This is a genomic window from Curvibacter cyanobacteriorum (assembly GCF_028649475.1).
Lineage (GTDB): Bacteria > Pseudomonadota > Gammaproteobacteria > Burkholderiales > Burkholderiaceae_C > Curvibacter > Curvibacter cyanobacteriorum.
This window is the reverse complement of the sequence record NZ_JAQSIP010000001.1, coordinates 668,151-686,844: the sequence shown is the minus strand read 5'-3', so window position 1 is coordinate 686,844 and position 18,694 is coordinate 668,151. Positions and strand designations below refer to the sequence as shown.

Below are 18,694 nucleotides of genomic sequence, written 5' to 3'. Positions count from 1 at the left end.
GGCCTCAGCTCGGGGTGTCGAGCTTGTAGGTGTTGTCTTCGACGGCATGGGGCTGGGGTACGCTCTCGGAGGCCGGAATCACCACCTCGATGTAGGCCGCACCGTCCCAGGTCTGCAACTGGGCGATGGCCTGGTCCAGCTCATCAACGGTGCGCACCACCTTGCTGAGCCAGCGGTCGCAACCCATGGCGTAGGGCAGCTCGGCGTAGCGCCACGGGGCCAGGTCGTCATAACCGTGGCCGGTCTCGCTGAGCACGATCTCGATCCCATAGACCCCGTTGTTGAGCACAAAGATGACTGGCTTGACGCCATAGCGCCCCATCACCCCGAGCTCGTTGGCCGAGATCTGGTGGGCCCCGTCGCCCGTGACCAGCACGACCCGGCGACTCGCATCGCCCAGGGCCAGGCCCAGCACGGCGGGCGTGCCCCAGCCAATGGCACCCCACAGCGTGTCGGCGGCATAGCCCACCCCCTCGGGCAGCAGCATGCCGGGCAGGTGCACATTGCAGCCCCCGGTTTCGCACACCAGCAGGTCGCGGGGGCGCAGCATGGCTTGCAAGCGGGGGTAGAAGGACTGGTTGAGGATGGCATCGGTCGGCGCGCCACTGGCGGGCAGCAGGGCAGGGCGTGGGCGCGTCGGGGCCCCCTCGAACACCGGGCAGACGCTGGCCAGTCCCGCCAGCACATCGCGCAACGCGGTCTGCACAAAGACCTTGGCGCCCACTTTGACGAAATCCGGCCCGATCACCACATGGCGGGTGCGGCTGAGGTCGCTGCTCCAGCTCGCGCTGTTGAGGTCCTCGAGGATGACGCCGCCCAGGTCGAGCACCACATCCGCTTCCTCGACCCAGGCCTGGACGCCCGGGGTCGAAGCCCGGCCGTTGTACATGCCCAGGTAGGCCGGGTGGCTTTCGTCCAAGATGCCTTTGTCCATCGGCAGCGTGGCAAAAGAGACCCCAGTCTGGGCCAGAAAGGCCTCCAATTCGGGCACCGCGCCATAGCGCGCTACCAGGAAGGTGGGCAGCGCCACCACCCGGGTCGCAGGGGCCAGCACCTGGCCCAAGGCCGCGAGGGCGGCTTTCAGTTCTTGCGGATCGCTGCGCACCGCGGTCAGTTCGGACAGCGGCCGCCCCTTCACGGGCTCGCCGATGATCGGCAGGCCGGCCAGGTCTTCGGGGATCAGGAAGTAGCCCGGCATGCTCAGGCGCAAGGCCTCGCTGATGACGCGTTCGACCTCCTGCACTGCGTTCTGGGGTGTCAACTGCGCGCTGGCCCCAGCCGCGGCCGAGCTCAGGGCAAAGAAGTTGCCGTACACGCCGTCGCCCAGCGTGTGGTGGGTCACCAGTCCGGAGCGCTGGATGCGTGTGCTGGGCTCGCCCACCACCACAAACACCGGCAACCGGTGGGCCTTGGCCCCCATGACGCCGTTGAGGGCGCTGAGTTCGCCCACGCCGTAGGTCACGGTGAGGATCGCCGCGCCCTTGAGGCGGGCGTAACCGTCCGCCGCGTACGCGGCGTTGAGCTCATTGGCGCTGACGACCCAGTCGACCCCAGGCACGGTCTCCACGGCATCGTCGATGGGAAAGGAATAGTCGCCCGGGACGCCGAACACCTTGTCGAGGCCGAGGTCGGCCAGGCGCTGAATGACATATACCGCCAGGGTGGGAGGACTTGTAGGCATGGGGCTTCCTGATGAATAGCGTGCCGTGGGGATGAGCCATGCCCGCGATACGGCAGCGATCGCAGACACAGAGGCCCCGCACCGACTGGGGTGGGACCGTGTAGGGGAGGAGGGCGCAGGCGACGGCAGGGCGCCTCAGGGGGCCAGCAAGGCGATGAACAGGCTCATGCTGAAGACCGACAGGACGGTGCTCAGGAACAGCACCGAGGCCGATTCCTGCTCGCCGACCTGGTGCTGCACGGCGAGCATGATGACCACCGAGGCGGAGGGAATCGACAGCGTCACGGCGATCTGCCCCATCTGAGTCAGCGGCAGGCCCAGGGCCCAGGCCAGCAGCAAGGCAATGCCTGGCAAGACCAGGTTCTTGCCGATCACCGACGCCCACACCGCGGGATTGAACTGAACCCGCTGGGCAAACAGGATGGCCCCCGAGGCAAACAGCGCCACGCCGCCCGTGGTGCTGCCCAGCATGGCCAGGGCTTTGTCGGCCGACTCGGGGATGTGCACCCCCAGCAAGGTGATGACCAGGCCCAGCAGGGGCATCCAGACCACCGGTGTCTGGAGGGTGTCCAGGACTTTTTGCAGGCCACCGGGCCCGGCGCCTGCGCTGGTCGCGTCCGGCGCAGCGGACGCACTGAGCAGGTAGATGCACAGGGGCACCTGAAACAGGTTCATCGCCAGGGATGCCGCGGCAATCAACAAGGTGCTTTGGTTGCCATACAGGCTGCCCAGCACCGAAATGCCAATGAACGGCACCGCAGGGCCCGCGATCGACAAGGCCTGCAGTGCGCTGACCTGGGCCGGGCGCCGAAACACCCAGTGGGCCACGCCAAACACCAGCAGGTAGCCCAGGCACATCACGCCGATGATCAAGGCCAGCAGCATCCCATCGCTGGCCAGCTCGGCGCGGGAGGTGCGCACCGTGCCCACGAACAAGGACAGCGGCAGCGCATAGCGCATGACGAGCCGGTTGAGCACCGACGCGTCCGACGGCGAGAAGGTCTTTTCCCGAGCGGCCATGAAGCCAATGCCCAGGGTGACGACCGCGGGCGCGATGGCCGATAACAAGGTGGAGAGCATGGCGACATCCTTTTTCGATGAAGCCATGCTAGGGGGGGCCATTGCCTACATCTGCGCTCGGGACGCAAGAGAAGTGTTCAAATGAATCCAGTCCCCAGCCGCCGATGGACGCACTGTGGGCGCGCTGAGGGACATTGACGAACTGCGTGGTGATCGGGGCACTTTGCCTGGGTTGAAGTCGTTCTATGATTTAACATAATATACATTGTATAAAGTAGTTTCATTGACTCTGAAAGCACCTCAGAACACCCCCTCGACAGCTTGGCGTGGCCCGCCGCCATGGGCAGCTCGGACGCCGAGCCTCATCGCCATGGTGACCGCGGTCGTCAACGCAGCGTACACGGTCTGCTCAAGCTCATCACGAGCCACACCAGGCTGGCATGGGCATCGGCCTGCTCTGCACGGAACCCCTCGGACTCCGCACGACCGCTGGCCCCATGGACTGGCATGGATCAAGCCGATGGGAAGTGCGCAGCCTCATCGTGGGACCGTGCTACCGATCAAGGCTGGCGCCGCAAACGCCAGGCGCCTGAAGGCCGCGCAGCTGAACGCTTGGGGGCCCGGCGCGGGGCCGGTGCCGTCGACTGAGGGGGACTGGTCGCAGCCGCTGGGCGCCTGGCGGCCTGGTTGCCGGACTGGCTGGCCACCGGCGCTTGTGCCACGGACCGTTCGGCGACTTGGGCTTTCAGGGCCTTGATCTCACCCAACCAAGCCGCCTCGCGGGCCAGCCACTGGCTTTGCAGCAGTTGCGCCTGTTCCTGGGCCGCCAGCCGTTCGCGTTGCCAACTCAGCTGCGCGTTGGCCTGAACCGCCTCCCATTGCGTTCGCTCGGTCTGGGCTTGCTGCTGCAGCGCCTGCAGTTGGCTCTCAAAGGCCTTGCCATCTTTTTCTGCGGCGAGTCGGCCCGCTCGCTCTGCCTTGACCTCCTGGCGGGCTCGGTCGATTTCAAGTGCCGCGCGGACGGCGGCGCTGTCGTAACGCTCTTCGGCCTTGCGGCGGTCATCGGCCAGTTGCTTGAGTTCACGGTCGTGCTGGGCTTCGGCCTGTTCGCGGCGTTCCTGGGCCTGTCGCAGGCTGGCTTCTAGCTGCTCGATCTTGTGGGCCTTGGCGTGCGCCTCCTGCTGCACCAGGGCCAACTGGCCTTGCAAGGCGGCAGCCTGTTGTTCGGCCGCTTGCAGGCTGCGCTCCAGGCCGGCCTGGCGCTCCCGCCACAGCGCCTCTTGCTGCACCAGGGCCTGCGAGCGCTCTTCCAGGCGTTGCGACTGAGCCGCCAGGGCGTCCTTCAGTGGGGCCAGGGTTTGCTGGGCCGCCTCGGATGCCGCCTCCTGCGCCTGTCGCCACAAAGCTTCGGCGCTGGCCAGCAGGCTGGCAGGCAGTTGGTCGCCCCACCCTTCTGCGCCCGCCAGGCCCCGCACCCGGCGCCCCAGGCCACTGAACCAAAGGTCCAGCATCGGGGCGATCGTGTTCGGTGACCCGCGCCCGAGCTGGGCCCGCACTTTTTCGATCGTCGGCCGCTCGCCTGCTGCCAGCAACTGGTCGGCAGCCCGCTCCACATCCGCCGCCTGGATGCCTTTTCGACGCTCGTTTTGCAGATTCATGGCTTCCATCCTAAACTGCCCACGATAAGTGATGTTTATCGTGACTTATCTTCGATATAAATATGGTGTGCTATCGTACATGTAATATTAAATACATTCAATGCTGAAAAGAGCCCCTCTCCAAGTGATTTCGCCTCCCCCGGGCGAAATGGGTCACCTCACACCCGCTTTGAGCCCCGACAGCCAGCAGGCGGTGCGCGAGTTGCTGCAAGAAGGCGAGTCGGCCAACACCCAGCGCAGCTACCAGGGGGCGTTGCGCTACTGGGCAGCCTGGTACGCCTTGCGCTACGGCGGGGCAGCCGCCCTGCCCTGGTCGCCGCCGGTGGTCATGCAGTTCATCGTCGACCACGCCCAGCGAGCCACCGAGCAAGGACTCAGCCATGAGCTGCCCGCCAGCGTCGATGCCGCGCTGGTGGCGGCCGGCGTCAAGGCCAAACCCGGCCCGATGTCGCTGAACTGGTTGATCCACCGCATCGCCGTGCTGTCCAAAAGCCACCAGATGGCGGGCGTGAGCAACCCCTGTGAAGACCCCTTGGTGCGCCACCTGCTGAGCCAGACCCGGCGCGCCTACGCCAAACGCGGCCAATTGCCCGTGAAGAAGGACGCGCTGACCAAAGCCCCCCTGAGCGCCCTGCTCGCCAGCTGCGACGACAGCCTGCAAGGGCGGCGCGACCGGGCCCTGCTGCTGTTCGCCTGGGCCAGTGGTGGCCGCCGGCGCGCCGAAGTCAGCAGCGCCGACATGAGGCACCTGAAACGCGTGGGCGAAGAGGCCTACACCTACCAGCTGGCCTTTTCCAAGTCCAACCAGTCGGGCCAGGACCGCCCCGAGAACGACAAACCGATCCAGGGCGAGGCCGCACGCGCATTGACGGCCTGGCTCAGCGCGGCGGGCATCACCAGCGGCCCGATCTTCAGGCGAGTCCTCAAAGGGGGGCGCCTGGGCGACGGCTTGTCGGCGGCCGCCGTGCGAGACATCGTCAAAAAGCGCTGTCAGCTCGCCGGTTTGGACGGCCAGTTCTCAGCCCATTCCTTGCGCTCCGGCTTTGTGACCGAAGCCGGCGCGCAAGGCATCCCGCTGGCCCAGACCATGGCCATGACCAGCCACCGCAGTGTCGCCACGGTGATGGGCTACATGCGCACCCAGACCGAGCAGGCCCGGGCGGCAGCCAACCTCATGGACGCAGACCTCGAACCCAAGCAGGGCTGAACCAAACCCCACGCCGCGCTTGGATCGGGCCAGACTGCCACCCCAAAAGAAAGCCGCCCCGCCAAGCCCACCCGCTGGCACCACCGCCCGGCCCGCCATGCGCTCGCCTGCAGACCTGGGCCTGTCTGCGTATAGTCGTGCCAACGCCCCGCGCGCCTTCCCACCACTCCCGCCTGATGGCATTGACCCCATGACCGACCTCAGCAACTTTGAAATCACCCGCAAATGGCCTGCCCAGCACCCCGAGCGCCTGCAGCTGTATTCGCTGCCAACCCCCAATGGGGTCAAGGTGTCGATCCTGCTCGAGGAGCTGGGTTGGCCGTACGAGGCCCATCTGGTCAACTTTCAGAGCAATGACCAGCTGAGCCCGGCGTTCTTGTCCTTGAACCCGAACAACAAGATCCCGGCCATCCTGGACCCGCAAGGGCCCGGGGGTCAGCCGCTGGCCTTGTTTGAGTCGGGCGCCATCCTCTGGTACCTGGCCGAGAAAAGCAGCCAGTTCCTGCCCACCGACCCGGCTCAGCGCTACGAAACCCTGCAGTGGCTGATGTTCCAGATGGGGGGCGTGGGCCCGATGTTTGGGCAGCTGGGCTTCTTCCACAAGTTCGCTGGCAAGGACTACGAGGACAAGCGCCCGCGCGACCGCTACGTGGCCGAATCCCGGCGCTTGCTGGGCGTGCTGGAACAGCGGGTGCAAGGCCGAGCCTGGATCATGGGCGACCTCTACACGGTGGCCGACATCGCGATCTGGCCCTGGGTGCGCAACCTGTTCGGCTTCTATGAAGCGGGAGACCTGGTGGGCCAGGCCGACTTCCCTGAAGTCGCCCGCGTGCTGGCCGCCTTTGTGGCGCGTCCGGCGGTGCAACGCGGCCTCAACATCCCGGCGCGCCCCTGATCCGACCCGGGGCCTTGCGCCCCGACTGAAGCCCCCCCACGCGCCCGACCTCGAGCCGCCCCCCCAAACGCGCCAAAGACGTACTTGGTCGGCCGCCCAGCGACCAGCCCCAGCAGCACCAGCACCAGCACCAGCGTGCAGACCTGAGGCCCCTTGGGATCGCTCACCCGATCCCGCCAAAGGACGACTGGCGGATGAAATGGGGGGCGAAGCCGCGGACACCGCAAGCGGTTTGGCCAGGCGAAACAACGACGCCTCAAGGTTTGAGGCAGCGGTTCTCAGGGCTTTCTAAGCGACCTCTGAGAAGCTTCTCAGGGGCTTCTTGGGGCCTCAGGACGTGCCCAGGGCCAAGGGGACTGCGCGCTCGCCGCCGACCTTGAACAAGGCCACCGCGCGCACCAGGTCGTCGGCCTGCACGCGCAGGCTGCCTGCCGCGGCCGCCATCTCCTCCACCAGGGCCGCGTTCTGCTGGGTGACATAGTCCATCTGCGTCACCGCCTCGCCGACCTGGGCCACGCCAGCACTTTGCTCGGTGCTGGCGGTGCTGATCTCATTGACCATGGCGCTCACACGCTGGATCGAATCCACCACCTCCTGCATGGTGTGACCTGCCTGGTGCACCAGCGCCCCGCCCTTTTCAACCCGTTCGACGCTGTCGTTGATCAGGGTCTTGATCTCTCTGGCAGCCTCAGCGCTGCGGCGGGCCAGCGAGCGCACTTCACTGGCCACCACGGCAAAGCCGCGACCTTGTTCGCCGGCGCGGGCGGCTTCCACCGCGGCATTCAAGGCCAGGATGTTGGTCTGGAAGGCAATGCCGTCGATCACCCCGATGATGTCGGCGATGCGGCGCGAGCTGTCGTTGATGCCCTGCATGGTGTCCACCACCTCGCTGACCACCTGCCCACCGCGCGCAGCCACGCTGCTGGCGGTCAAGGCCAGCTGGCTGGCCTCCCGTGCATGCTCGGCGTTCTGGCGCACGGTGCTGCCCAGCTCTTCCATCGAGGCCGCGGTCTGCTCCAGCGCACTGGCCTGGCTCTCGGTGCGACCGCTGAGGTCCTGGTTGCCCAGGGCGATCTCGGCGCTGGCCGTGGCCACGTTCTGCGAGTTCTCGCGCACCGAGCGCACCACCCCCGCCAGGCCTTGGCCAATGCGGTTCACCGACGCCTGCAACTGGCCCACCTCGTCGCGCCCAGCCACCTTCAGGGCCACCGTCAGGTCACCCTGGGCGATCTGGTCGGCGGCCTGACCCACATCGGCCAGCGGCACCACCACCAGGCGGCGGAACACCAGCCAGCCCAGCACCGAGATCACCAACACCATCAGCAGGCCCAGACCCGCATACAGGTTGCGCATGTGCACCACCAGGGCGGAGTATTCGTCGGCGTAGGTGCCGCCCGCGATCACCCAGTTCCACTCCTTGAAATGGGTGAAGGCAATCACCTTGTCGCGCGGGCGCGTCTCGCCGCGCTCCTCGTTGATCCAGGGGTAGCGCAGCTCACCGTTCTTGCGTTCGAGGATCTCGCGGATGAACTCGCGGCCATTCGCGTCCTTGGCCGCGATCATGCTCTGCCCCTCCTTGACCGGGTGAATCACCAACTGCCCATAATTGGGCCCCGGCTGGGCGTCGAGCACGTAGAAGTAACCCGTGTCACCGATCTTCAGGTCGCGGATGGTCTTCTTGAGGATGCTCAGGTAGCCCGTGAACTCCTGCGCCACCAGACTCAGGCCGATCACCTGGCCCTGGGCGTTCTTCAAGGGGTCGTAGCGTGTCATGTACTGACGGCCAAACAGCGACACCAGACCCACAAAGGGCTGGCCCTGCAAGGCCATCGGGTAGGCCGGGTGCTGGCGGTCCAGGGTGGTCCCCGTGACGCGCTGGCCTTGCTCGTTCTTGAGCGAGGTGCTGATGCGCACAAAGTCATCCCCAGCGCGCACAAAAACGGTGGTCGAGCTCTTGGTCAGCAGCGAAAACTCATCGACCACGCTGTTGTCCAGGTTCACCGGCTTGCCGTTCCACAGCATCACCGGGACCGCTCGGCCCGCCAGGGTCTGGGTTTCACCGTTGAGGCTGACCTGCCCGTCCAGGCGCCGGTTGAAGGCCAGCCCCAACTCCGAGGTGCGCAAACGCAGGTCGTCGTCGGTGGCCTTGACCAGATGGGCCAGCAATTGGGTCTTGTCCTGCACCTCGGCGGTGGCGCGGGCCTCGATGCTCTCGGCGACCGACCACGAGATCGCGCTGATCAGCAGGGTCAGCACGGTCAACACCAACAGGAAATTGCTCAGGGAGAGCTTGGTGCCCAAGCTCATGTCACGCCACCGGGCGCGGATCTCGCTCATCTTGACTCTTTCCAACGGGCGGAGGGCAGCACAGGCCTGAGGGGCTCAGGCGATGCGGCCTGGGCTTTCAGGGGCTGCGGGGGTTGCAGTGCCCGAAGTATCCGGGCAGCGCCGCGCGCTGTCTCAGGCCCCGACACAGACGTTGATTCACATCAAGCATTTGGGGGCTGCCCCAAGGCAACGGGCCCGGCAGAGCGGGTCTGCCGGGCCTGGTATCGAGCCTGGTATCGAGCCTGGTGTTGGGGCGTTGGAAAGGGGCTCAGCCCCCGAGGCACCGGATCAAGCGACCCACTTGCGGGCGTTGCGCCACAGGCGCATCCAGGGGCTGAATTCGCCCTTGTCACCCGAAGTCCAGCTCATCTGCACATTGCGGAACACGCGCTCGGGGTGCGGCATCATGGCGGTGAAGCGGCCATCGGCCGTGGTCACGGCGGTCAGCCCCCCCGGGCTGCCGTTCGGGTTGAACGGGTACGCCTCGGTGGCGGCACCGAAGTGGTCCACAAAGCGCATGGCAGCAATCGCCTGGTCCGGCTGGCCGCGGTACTTGAAGTTGGCGTAGCCCTCACCGTGGGCCACCGCGATCGGCAGGCGGCTGCCGGCCATGCCTTGCAGGAACAGGCTGGGCGAATCCAGCACCTCGACCATCGACAGGCGCGCCTCAAAGCGCTCGCTCTGGTTGGTGGTGAAGCGCGGCCAGGCCTCGGCGCCAGGGATGATGTCGGCCAATTCGGCAAACATCTGGCAGCCATTGCACACGCCCAGACCGAAGGTGTCCGTGCGGCCGAAGAAGCCCTTGAACTGCTCGGCCAGCACCGGGTTGAAGGTGATCGAACGGGCCCAGCCAATGCCGGCGCCCAGCGTGTCGCCGTAGCTGAAGCCGCCACAGGCCACCACGCCCTTGAAGTCCTCCAGGCGAGCGCGGCCGTTTTGCAGGTCGGTCATGTGCACGTCATAGGCCTCGAAGCCCGCCTCGGTGAAGGCGTAGGCCATCTCGACGTGCGAGTTGACGCCCTGCTCGCGCAGGATGGCCACCTTGGGGCGGCTCAGGTTCAGGTACGGCGCGGCCACGTTCTCGCTCGGGTCGAAGCTCAGGCTGACATGGGCGCCCGGGTCGTTGGGCACGCCGGCGGCGGCGTGCTCGGCGTCGGCGCAGGCCGGGTTGTCACGGCGCTGGCAGATCTTCCAGCTCACCGCGTCCCACACCTGGTGCAGGTCCGACAGGCTGGCGCTGAACACGTTTTTGGTGTCGCGCCAGACCTGGATCTCGCCCTTGCCGGCGTCCATCGCAGACGAGGCCGGGCGGGTCTTGCCCACGAAATGGCTGTGCTTGCTCAGGCCGTGCTCACGCAGGGTCTGCATGACCTCGTTGCGCTCGCTGGTGCGCACCTGCAGCACCACCCCCAGCTCTTCGCTGAACAGCGCCTTGAGGGTCAGTTCCTGGCGGCGGGCGCTGACTTGCTGCGCCCAGTTCTTGCTGTCGCCGTACTCGGCGCGGCTGTCGCTGATGCCGTCCCCCTCGGTGACCAGCATGTCCACGTTCAGGGCCACCCCCACATGGCCCGCAAAGGCCATTTCGCAGACGCTGGCGAACAGGCCGCCGTCGCTGCGGTCGTGGTAGGCCAGGATCTTGCCTTGGGCGCGCAGCGTGTTGACGGCGTTGACCAGGTTCTTCAGGTCCTGGGCATCGTCCACATCGGGCACGCGGTCGCCCACCTGGTCCAGCACCTGGGCCAGCACCGAGCCGCCCATGCGGTTCTGGCCCTTGCCCAGGTCGATCAGCACCAGGGTGGTGTCAGCCTCGGTGGCGTCGAGTTGCGGCGTCAGGGTGCCGCGCACGTCGCCCAGGCTGGCGAAGGCGCTGACGATCAGGCTGACCGGCGAGGTGACCTTCTTGGCGGCACCGGACTCGTCCTTCCATTGGGTGCGCATGGACAGGCTGTCCTTGCCCACCGGGATCGAGATGCCCAACGCCGGGCACAGGTCCATGCCCACGGCCTTGACAGTTTCGTACAGCGCGGCGTCTTCGCCGGGCTCGCCGCAAGCGGCCATCCAGTTGGCCGACAGCTTGACGCGCGGCAGCTCGATGGGCGCGGCCAGCAGGTTGGTGATGGCCTCGGCCACCGCCATGCGGCCGGAGGCCGGCGCGTCGATGGCGGCCAGCGGGGTGCGCTCGCCCATGCTCATCGCTTCACCGGCAAAGCCCTTGTAGTCGGCCAGGGTGACGGCGCAGTCGGCCACCGGCACCTGCCACGGGCCCACCATCTGATCGCGGTGGCTCAAGCCCCCCACGGTGCGGTCGCCGATGGTGATCAGGAAGCGCTTGCTGGCCACGGTCGGGTGGGCCAGCACCTCGATGGCGGCCTGCTGCAGGCTGACGCCGGTCAGGTCCACCGGCTTGAACTGACGCGCCACGGTCTTGACGTCGCGGTGCATCTTGGGCGGCTTGCCCAGCAGCACGTCCATCGGCATGTCGACGGGGGTCGGCTGACCTTCGTCGGACAGCACCAGCTGGCGCTCTTCGGTGGCCACACCGACCACCGCGAAGGGGCAGCGCTCGCGTTCGCAGAAGGCGGTGAACTGGGCCAGCGACTCGGGCGCAATCGCCATCACGTAGCGTTCCTGGCTCTCGTTGCTCCAGATTTCCTTGGGCGCCAGGCCAGACTCTTCCAGCGGCACCTTGCGCAGGTCAAATCGCGCGCCGCGCCCGGCGTCGTTGGTCAGCTCGGGGAACGCGTTGGACAGGCCGCCGGCACCCACGTCGTGGATGGCCAGGATCGGGTTGGCCGCACCCTGCGCCCAGCAGTGGTTGATGACCTCTTGCGCACGGCGCTCGATTTCGGGGTTGCCGCGCTGCACCGAGTCAAAGTCCAGCTCGGCCGCGTTGGCGCCCGTGGCCATCGAGCTGGCGGCACCGCCGCCCATGCCGATGCGCATGCCCGGGCCGCCCAGCTGGATCAGCAGCGTGCCGGCGGGGAACTCGATCTTCTGGGTCAGGCCGGCGTCGATGACACCCAGGCCGCCCGCGATCATGATGGGCTTGTGGTAGCCGCGGCGCACGCTGTCCACGTCGGAAGGCACGGTCTGCTCGTACTCACGGAAGTAGCCCACCAGGTTGGGGCGGCCGAATTCGTTGTTGAACGCCGCGCCGCCCAGCGGCCCTTCGACCATGATCTGCAAGGGGCTGGCGATGTGCTCGGGCTTGCCGAAATCGGTGGTCTGGCTGTCGTCAAACACCAGGCGCGACACCGTGAAGCCGGTCATGCCAGCCTTGGGCTTGGAGCCACGGCCGGTGGCCCCTTCGTCACGGATCTCGCCGCCCGCGCCCGTCGAGGCGCCCGGGAACGGCGAAATGGCGGTCGGGTGGTTGTGCGTCTCGACCTTCATCAGCACATGGTGGGTGGCGTCGGACTTGGCGTACGCCACCGACTGGCCGGTGGCCGACGGCGCGTTGAAGCGCTCCACGGCGTGGCCCTCCATCACCGAGGCGTTATCCGAGTAGGCCACCACGGTGTGCTGCGGTGCCAGTTGGTGCGTGTTGCGGATCATGCCGAACATGCTCTTGTCTTGCGGCACGCCGTCGATGGTGAACTGCGCGTTGAAAATCTTGTGGCGGCAGTGTTCGCTGTTGGCCTGGGCGAACATCATCAACTCCACGTCGGTGGGGTTGCGCTGCAGGCCCGTGAAGGCCTTCACCAGGTAGTCGATTTCATCGTCGGCCAAGGCCAGGCCAAACTGGGTGTTGGCGGTTTCCAGCGCCGCGCGGCCGCCGCCCAGCACGTCCACGTACGCCATCGCCTGGGCTTGCAGCTCGGTGAACAGGCCCGCGGCCTGGGCGCGCTCAAACATCACCGACTCGGTCATGCGGTCGTGCAGCAAGGCCGCCACGGCTGCGCGCTGCTCGTCACTGAGGCTGGCCTTGCCCAGCAGCGGTTGCTTGAAGCTGATGCGGTACTCGGTCACGCGCTCGACCCGCTTCAGCGCCAGGCCGCAGTTGCGCGCGATGTCGGTGGCCTTGGACGCCCACGGCGACACGGTGCCAAAACGCGGGCTGACCACCAGCACCTCCCCCTCGCTGGGGCCGGTGTACGGATCGCCGTAGGTCAGCAAGGCGGCCAGGCGCTCGCGCGTGGCGGCGTCGGGTTGCGCGTCCGACACCACCAGGTGCACAAAGCGGGCCGAGATGCCGCTGATGCGCTCGTGGATCGCCTGCAGGCGGGGCAGCAGTTGCTGCACCCGGAACGCGCTGAGGGCGTTGCCGCCTTCAAAAGTGCTGATGTGTTGGGCGTGCGAAGGGTGCATCTGGGGCGATGTGGGCAAGGTCACTTTGGCGGCCTGTTGGGGGTAAGACGGCTGGGGCCCGGGACCAGAACCACCGGTCGCTGAATGGGACCGGCTCGCCCTGGCCAGAGCGATACATTGGAAAGCCCGCTATTTTAGCCGTCCCGCAGCCGCCCCTGCCCAAGCCCCCAGCCGGCGCCTGCTGATGCCCGCTGACACCCTATGGTGCGGACCCCGTGGCGCGCGGTGGGCAGGGCCCGCAACTGCCTGGCAAAGCGCACGTGCGTCCCCCAAGCCCTCGCCCCCAAGGCCCGCCCAGCGACGCGGCCCTGACACGCTGTCAGGGCGGTGCGCCCGGGGCCCATGCAGGGCCCCGGCACAGATGGGATAATCCCGGGATGAGCATCACCTACAAAACCGCCGAAGAAGCCGAAGGCATGCGCGTCGCTTGCCGATTCGCATCGGAAGTGCTGGATTACCTGACCCCCTTCGTGAAACCGGGCGTCACCACGTTGGAACTCGACCGCCTGGCGCTCGAATACATCGTCAATGTGCAAGGCAACAAGTCGGCCACCGTGGGCTACCAGCCCCCGGGCTACCCGCCCTACCCGGCGGCCCTGTGCACCTCGCTGAACAACGTCGTCTGCCACGGCATCCCGAACGACAAGCCGCTGAAGAAGACCGACATCATGAACATCGATGTCACCATCATCACGCCCGAAGGCTGGTTTGGCGACAACAGCCGCATGTACGTGATGCCCGAGGCCTCGATTGCCGCCAAGCGCCTGAGCGCGCTGACGTTTGAAGCCATGTGGATCGGCATCCAGCAGGTCAAGCCCGGCGCCCGCCTGGGGGACATCGGCCACGCGATCCAGAAATTTGCCGAAGGCCATGGGTTTTCGGTGGTGCGCGAATTCTGCGGCCACGGCATCGGCAAGCGCTTCCACGAAGAACCGCAGGTGCTGCACTACGGCCGCCCGGGCACGCTCGAGGAATTGAAGCCCGGCATGACCTTCACGATCGAGCCCATGATCAACGCGGGCAAGCGCGAGGTCAAAGAGTTTGGCAACGACGGCTGGACCATCGTGACCAAAGACCGCAGCCTGTCGGCCCAGTGGGAACACACCATCCTGGTGACCGAAACCGGCTACGAAGTGTTGACCCTGTCGGCCGGCAGCCCACCGCTGCCGTCGTTTGTCAGCGCCACCAAGACCTGAGTCCCCCTCCCGTCTGAACCCCACCCCCAGCCCTGCCGCGTGTTCGGCCCCAGCTTGCCACCGTCACCATGACCGAAACCCAGGCCCTGCGCGAGCAGTACCGTGAACAAAAAGCGGCCCTGCTGCAGACACTGCAAACCACCAGCGCATCGACGCGCGGCATCCATTCGCTGCTGGGCAAGTTCGCCCAACAAGTGGACCAGGTGCTGGCCGAGCTGTGGGCACGCACGCAGTTCCCGGCCGGGTTTGCCTTGCTGGCCGTCGGGGGCTATGGGCGTGGCGAGCTGTTCCCTTACTCCGATGTGGACGTGCTGGTGCTGCTGCCCGACGGCGTGGTGCCCGACGAAGACGCCACGCTCAAGCAGCAGCTGGAAACCTTCATCGGCCACTGCTGGGATGTGGGCCTGGAGATTGGCTCCAGCGTCCGCACGGTCAGCGAATGCGTGGCCGAATCGGCCAAGGACGTGACGGTACAGACCTCGCTGCTCGAGGCCCGCCTGCTGGTCGGCGACGCGGCGCTGTTTGCCGATTTCGAGCGCCGCTACCGCGCCCACCTCGACCCCGCCGCGTTCTTTGTCGCCAAGTCGCTTGAGCTGCGGCAGCGCCACAACAAGTCCGAGAACACGCCCTACTCGCTCGAACCCAACTGCAAGGAATCCCCCGGCGGCCTGCGCGACCTGCAGGTGCTGCTGTGGGTGGCCAAGGCCGCCGGCTACGGTCAAAGCTGGGACGAGCTGGCCGCCAATGGCCTGGCCACTGAATTTGAAGTGCGCCAGATCAAGACCAACGAAGCGCTGCTGAGCCTGATCCGCGCGCGCCTGCACCTGGTGGCCAAGCGCCGGGAAGACCGCCTGGTGTTCGACCTGCAAACCGCCGTGGCCGAGACCTTTGGCTACCGCAGCCACGCCCCCGACGGCACGCGGCTGGCCGTGCGGGCCAGCGAGGCCCTGATGCGCCGCTATTACTGGGCCGCCAAGGCGGTGACGCAGCTGCACCAGATCCTGATGCTCAACATCGAGGAGCGCTTGCATCCGGCGGGCCAGTCCCTGCGCCCCATCAACGAGCGCTTCTGTGAAAAAGGCGGCCTGATCGAGGTCGCCAGCGACGACCTGTACCAGCGCAACCCGCACGCCATCCTGGAAACCTTTTTGCTCTACCAGACCACGGTGGGCGTCAAAGGCCTGTCGGCACGCACCCTGCGCGCCCTGTACAACGCGCGCCACGTCATGGACGGCGCCTTCCGCCACGACCCGGTCAACCGCCAGACCTTCCGCCAGATCCTGCAGCAGCCGCAGGGCATCACCCACGCGATGCGGCTGATGAACCAGACCTCGGTGCTGGGGCGCTATTTGTGGGTGTTCCGCCGCATCGTGGGCCGCATGCAGCACGACCTGTTCCACGTCTACACGGTGGACCAGCACATCCTGATGGTGCTGCGCAATGTGCGCCGCTTCTTCATGGCCGAGCACGCGCACGAATACCCTTTCTGCTCGCAACTTGCGGCCGGTTGGGACAAGCCCTGGATCCTGTATGCCGCGGCGCTGTTCCATGACATCGCCAAGGGTCGGGGCGGCGACCATTCGGACCTGGGCCGGGTCGAGGTGCAGCGCTTCTGCCGCGACCACGACATCGCCCCCGAAGACGCCGACCTGATCGCCTTCCTGGTCGGCGAGCACCTGACCATGAGCCGCATTGCGCAGAAAGAGGACCTCAGCGACCCCGAGGTCATCGGCGCTTTTGCCCGCCGCGTGGTCAATGAACGCCAACTCACCGCGCTGTACCTGCTGACCGTGGCCGACATCCGGGGCACCAGCCCCAAGGTCTGGAACGCCTGGAAAGGCAAGCTGCTCGAAGACCTGTACCGCTACACCCTGCGTGTGCTGGGCGGCCGTGCCCCCGACCCCAGCGCCGAAATCGAGGCCCGCAAGCGCGAAGCGCTGGTGCAACTGGCCCTGTACGCCCTGCCCCACGAAGCCCAGAAAGGCCTGTGGGACACGCTGGACGTGAGCTACTTCATGCGCCACGACGCCAGCGACATCGCCTGGCACACCCGCCAGCTGTCGCGCCATGTGGGCTCGGCCGAGACCCTGGTGCGTGCGCGCCAGTCGCCCGTGGGCGAAGGCATGCAGGTGCTGGTCTACACCCCTGACCAGCCTGACCTGTTTGCGCGCATCTGCGGCTACTTTGACCAGGCCGGCTTCAGCATCCTGGACGCCAAGATCCACACCGCGTCCAACGGCTACGCGCTGGACACCTTCCAGGTCGTCACTCAAATGCTGCCCGAGCACTACCGCGAACTGACCAGCCTGGTGCAGTGCGACCTGACCCGCACCATCATCGAGGCCGGCCCGCTGCCACCGCCCAGCCGAGGCCGCGTGTCGCGCCGTGTGAAGAGCTTCCCGATCACGCCGCGCGTGGACCTGCGCCCCGACGAGAAAGCCCAGCGCTGGCTGCTCAGCATCTCGGCCAGCGACCGCCTGGGCCTGTTGTACCTGGTCGCCCGCGTGCTGGCCCGGCACCAGATCAGCCTGCAACTGGCCAAGGTCAGCACCTTGGGCGAACGCGTCGAGGACACCTTCCTGATCCAGGGCCCCGAATTGCAGCAAAACCGCAAGCAGATCGAGATCGAAACCGAGTTGCTGCAGGCGCTGGGCGCGGTTTGAGCGCCAACAGCACCGCCTGCCGCTGGGGGCACGAGGTGCCAGTCGCCGTCCACGCCCCCCCTTGGGTGCGTTGCCGGGAGGCGGGCCGCCGCGCTGCCGCAGGGTCAGACCTTCACCATGGATAAGTTGTGGCTGCAACAGCAGGTGCTGGAGCAACTGAGCGCCGACCTGCAGCAAGTGGAAGCGGCCTTGCAGACCGCCCATGAAGCGGCGACCCACGAAGAAAACATCGCCGAGAACAAATACGACACCCTGGGTCTCGAAGCCGCCTACCTGGCCACCGGCCAGGCGCGGCGCGCTGAGGCCATTCGCCAGGCCATCGCCGCCTGGCGCCAGTTCCGCCCCCGCCCCTGCGACGCCGAGCAGGGCATCCGGGTCGGTGCGCTGATCCGCCTGCGGGACGCGGACGGCCAGGTGCAGCTGCTGTTCCTGGGCCCGCTTGGCGGCAGCATGAGGCTCGACCACGGGGCCCAGTCGGTGCAAGTGATCAGCACCGAAGCGCCCCTGGCCCAGGCCCTGTTCGGCCGATGCGAGGGCGACGAGGTGTCGATCCAGGTGGGGAGCAAGCGGCAGCAATTTGAGGTGCTGGGGCTCGAATAGGCCGCGGGCTGGGCGCCGCGCGGGGGGCCGATTCACAGTGGCGGGCCGCCGGCCTAGTCCTCGCTGAGGTAGCCCCGCTCCACCTGCTGCTGTGGCTGCTCAAAAATGGCCATGGCGGTCTTCATGCGCCTGAAGCCGAAGCGCCGGTAGAACGGCTCTTTGCCCGGGACCGCATACAGGATGATTTTCTTGTGGCCCGCAGACAGGTCCACCAGTTTTTGCACCAGCTGCTGGCCCAGCCCGGTCCCCTGGTGGCTGGGCAGCACCGCAATGTCGCACAGGTAGGCGCAGTCGGCGCCATCGGCCAGAGCCCGCCCGGCCGCGACCAGCTGGGCGTTGTCGTACACAAAACACTTGAACAGGCTGTTGGAGAAGACGCGCTGCAGGTGCTCGGGGGGCTTCTCACCCAGCGGGGCGGCCCGGTACAGGGCCGACAGTTCGTCCCAATTGACGCCATCGTCGGTGCAGTGCCATTCAAGTGTCATTGGAACCCCCTCTTGCCGCCGCGCTTCGCGCTGGCGGTGTGTGTCAAAACCCTCAAGCCCCTGCCCTGCCGCGCTGCTTGCCCGACAGAGCCCCAGCCCAGCGCACCAGCCCCTCAGTCATCCTGCGCCGGGTCCAGCCCCGGAAACAGCACCTCGGTGAAGCCAAAGCGGCTGAAATCGCGCACCCGCATGGGGTATAGCTTCCCGATCAGGTGGTCGCACTCGTGCTGCACCACGCGGGCGTGGAAGCCCTCCACGGTGCGCTCGATGGGGTCGCCGAAGGGGTCGAAGCCGCGGTAGTGCAGGCGCTTGTAGCGCGGCACCACGCCACGCAGGCCGGGCACCGACAGGCAGCCTTCCCAGCCCTCCTCCTCTTCGTCGCCCAGCGGGGTCAGCACCGGGTTGCACAGCACGGTGCGCGGCACCAGCGGGGCGTCGGGGTAGCGCGGGTTGGGCGCATCGGTACCAAAGATGACCACTTGCAGGTCGACCCCGATCTGGGGCGCAGCCAGGCCCGCGCCGTTGACGGCGGCCATGGTCTCGAACAGGTCGTGCACCAGCAGGTGCAGGGCATCGCTGTCGAAGTCGGTCACGGGCTGGGCCACGCGCAGCAGGCGCGGGTCGCCCATCTTGAGGATCTCGCGGATCGCCAT

General features: G+C 67.0%; 12 protein-coding genes. 5 read left to right on the top strand and 7 right to left on the bottom strand.

Annotated elements, in window-relative coordinates; genetic code table 11:
* Nucleotides 1–4: 4 nt before the first annotated feature.
* From PSQ40_RS02920 to PSQ40_RS02910, 3 genes are all read right to left on the bottom strand, one after another.
* Entirely contained in the window at nucleotides 5–1,681 is a 1,677-nt protein-coding gene (locus PSQ40_RS02920) for an alpha-keto acid decarboxylase family protein (protein WP_273948644.1), read from the bottom strand.
* A 135-nt stretch (nucleotides 1,682–1,816) separates the two neighbouring features.
* A complete protein-coding gene (locus tag PSQ40_RS02915) occupies nucleotides 1,817–2,761 on the bottom strand; it encodes an AEC family transporter (protein ID WP_273948642.1) in 945 nt (314 codons plus the stop codon).
* Between the two features lie 500 nt (nucleotides 2,762–3,261).
* The gene (locus PSQ40_RS02910) at nucleotides 3,262–4,359 is read right to left on the bottom strand and encodes a DNA-binding protein (protein ID WP_273948640.1); all 1,098 of its coding nucleotides are present in this window, start codon (nucleotides 4,357–4,359) and stop codon (nucleotides 3,262–3,264) included.
* 148 nt (nucleotides 4,360–4,507) lie between these two features.
* Here PSQ40_RS02910 and PSQ40_RS02905 point away from each other — a divergent pair, with 148 nt between their 5' ends.
* Both PSQ40_RS02905 and PSQ40_RS02900 read left to right on the top strand, forming a co-directional pair.
* Nucleotides 4,508–5,566 carry a site-specific integrase gene (locus PSQ40_RS02905; RefSeq protein ID WP_273948639.1) on the top strand — a complete coding sequence of 353 codons (1,059 nt, stop codon included), beginning with the start codon at nucleotides 4,508–4,510 and terminating at the stop codon, nucleotides 5,564–5,566.
* Between the two features lie 190 nt (nucleotides 5,567–5,756).
* Entirely contained in the window at nucleotides 5,757–6,461 is a 705-nt protein-coding gene (locus PSQ40_RS02900; protein ID WP_273948637.1) for a glutathione S-transferase N-terminal domain-containing protein, read from the top strand.
* Nucleotides 6,462–6,791: 330 nt separating this feature from the next.
* Here the strand turns inward: PSQ40_RS02900 and PSQ40_RS02895 are convergent, their stop codons facing one another.
* Together PSQ40_RS02895 and purL are read right to left on the bottom strand one after the other, a co-directional pair.
* Nucleotides 6,792–8,798, bottom strand: coding sequence for a methyl-accepting chemotaxis protein (locus tag PSQ40_RS02895; protein WP_273948634.1), 2,007 nt, complete (start codon nucleotides 8,796–8,798; stop codon nucleotides 6,792–6,794).
* A gap of 279 nt (nucleotides 8,799–9,077) precedes the next feature.
* On the bottom strand, nucleotides 9,078–13,097 hold the full coding sequence (gene purL, locus PSQ40_RS02890; protein WP_273948834.1) for a phosphoribosylformylglycinamidine synthase: 4,020 nt from the start codon (nucleotides 13,095–13,097) through the stop codon (nucleotides 9,078–9,080).
* A gap of 377 nt (nucleotides 13,098–13,474) precedes the next feature.
* Between purL and map the strand changes: the two genes are divergently transcribed.
* The 3 genes from map to PSQ40_RS02875 all read left to right on the top strand — a co-directional run bounded on the left by map (nucleotide 13,475) and on the right by PSQ40_RS02875 (nucleotide 17,556).
* Nucleotides 13,475–14,293, top strand: coding sequence for a type I methionyl aminopeptidase (gene map, locus PSQ40_RS02885; protein ID WP_273948631.1), 819 nt, complete (start codon nucleotides 13,475–13,477; stop codon nucleotides 14,291–14,293).
* 68 nt (nucleotides 14,294–14,361) lie between these two features.
* Nucleotides 14,362–16,956 (top strand): [protein-PII] uridylyltransferase, encoded by a 2,595-nt coding sequence (locus tag PSQ40_RS02880; RefSeq protein WP_273948629.1) that lies wholly within the window; start codon nucleotides 14,362–14,364, stop codon nucleotides 16,954–16,956.
* A 117-nt stretch (nucleotides 16,957–17,073) separates the two neighbouring features.
* Complete coding sequence (locus PSQ40_RS02875) at nucleotides 17,074–17,556, top strand: GreA/GreB family elongation factor (protein WP_273948626.1); 483 nt, start codon at nucleotides 17,074–17,076, stop codon at nucleotides 17,554–17,556.
* 53 nt (nucleotides 17,557–17,609) lie between these two features.
* Here the strand turns inward: PSQ40_RS02875 and PSQ40_RS02870 are convergent, their stop codons facing one another.
* Both PSQ40_RS02870 and def read right to left on the bottom strand, forming a co-directional pair.
* Complete coding sequence (locus tag PSQ40_RS02870; protein WP_273948625.1) at nucleotides 17,610–18,041, bottom strand: GNAT family N-acetyltransferase; 432 nt, start codon at nucleotides 18,039–18,041, stop codon at nucleotides 17,610–17,612.
* Nucleotides 18,042–18,154: 113 nt separating this feature from the next.
* Entirely contained in the window at nucleotides 18,155–18,694 is a 540-nt protein-coding gene (gene def, locus PSQ40_RS02865) for a peptide deformylase (RefSeq protein ID WP_273948622.1), read from the bottom strand.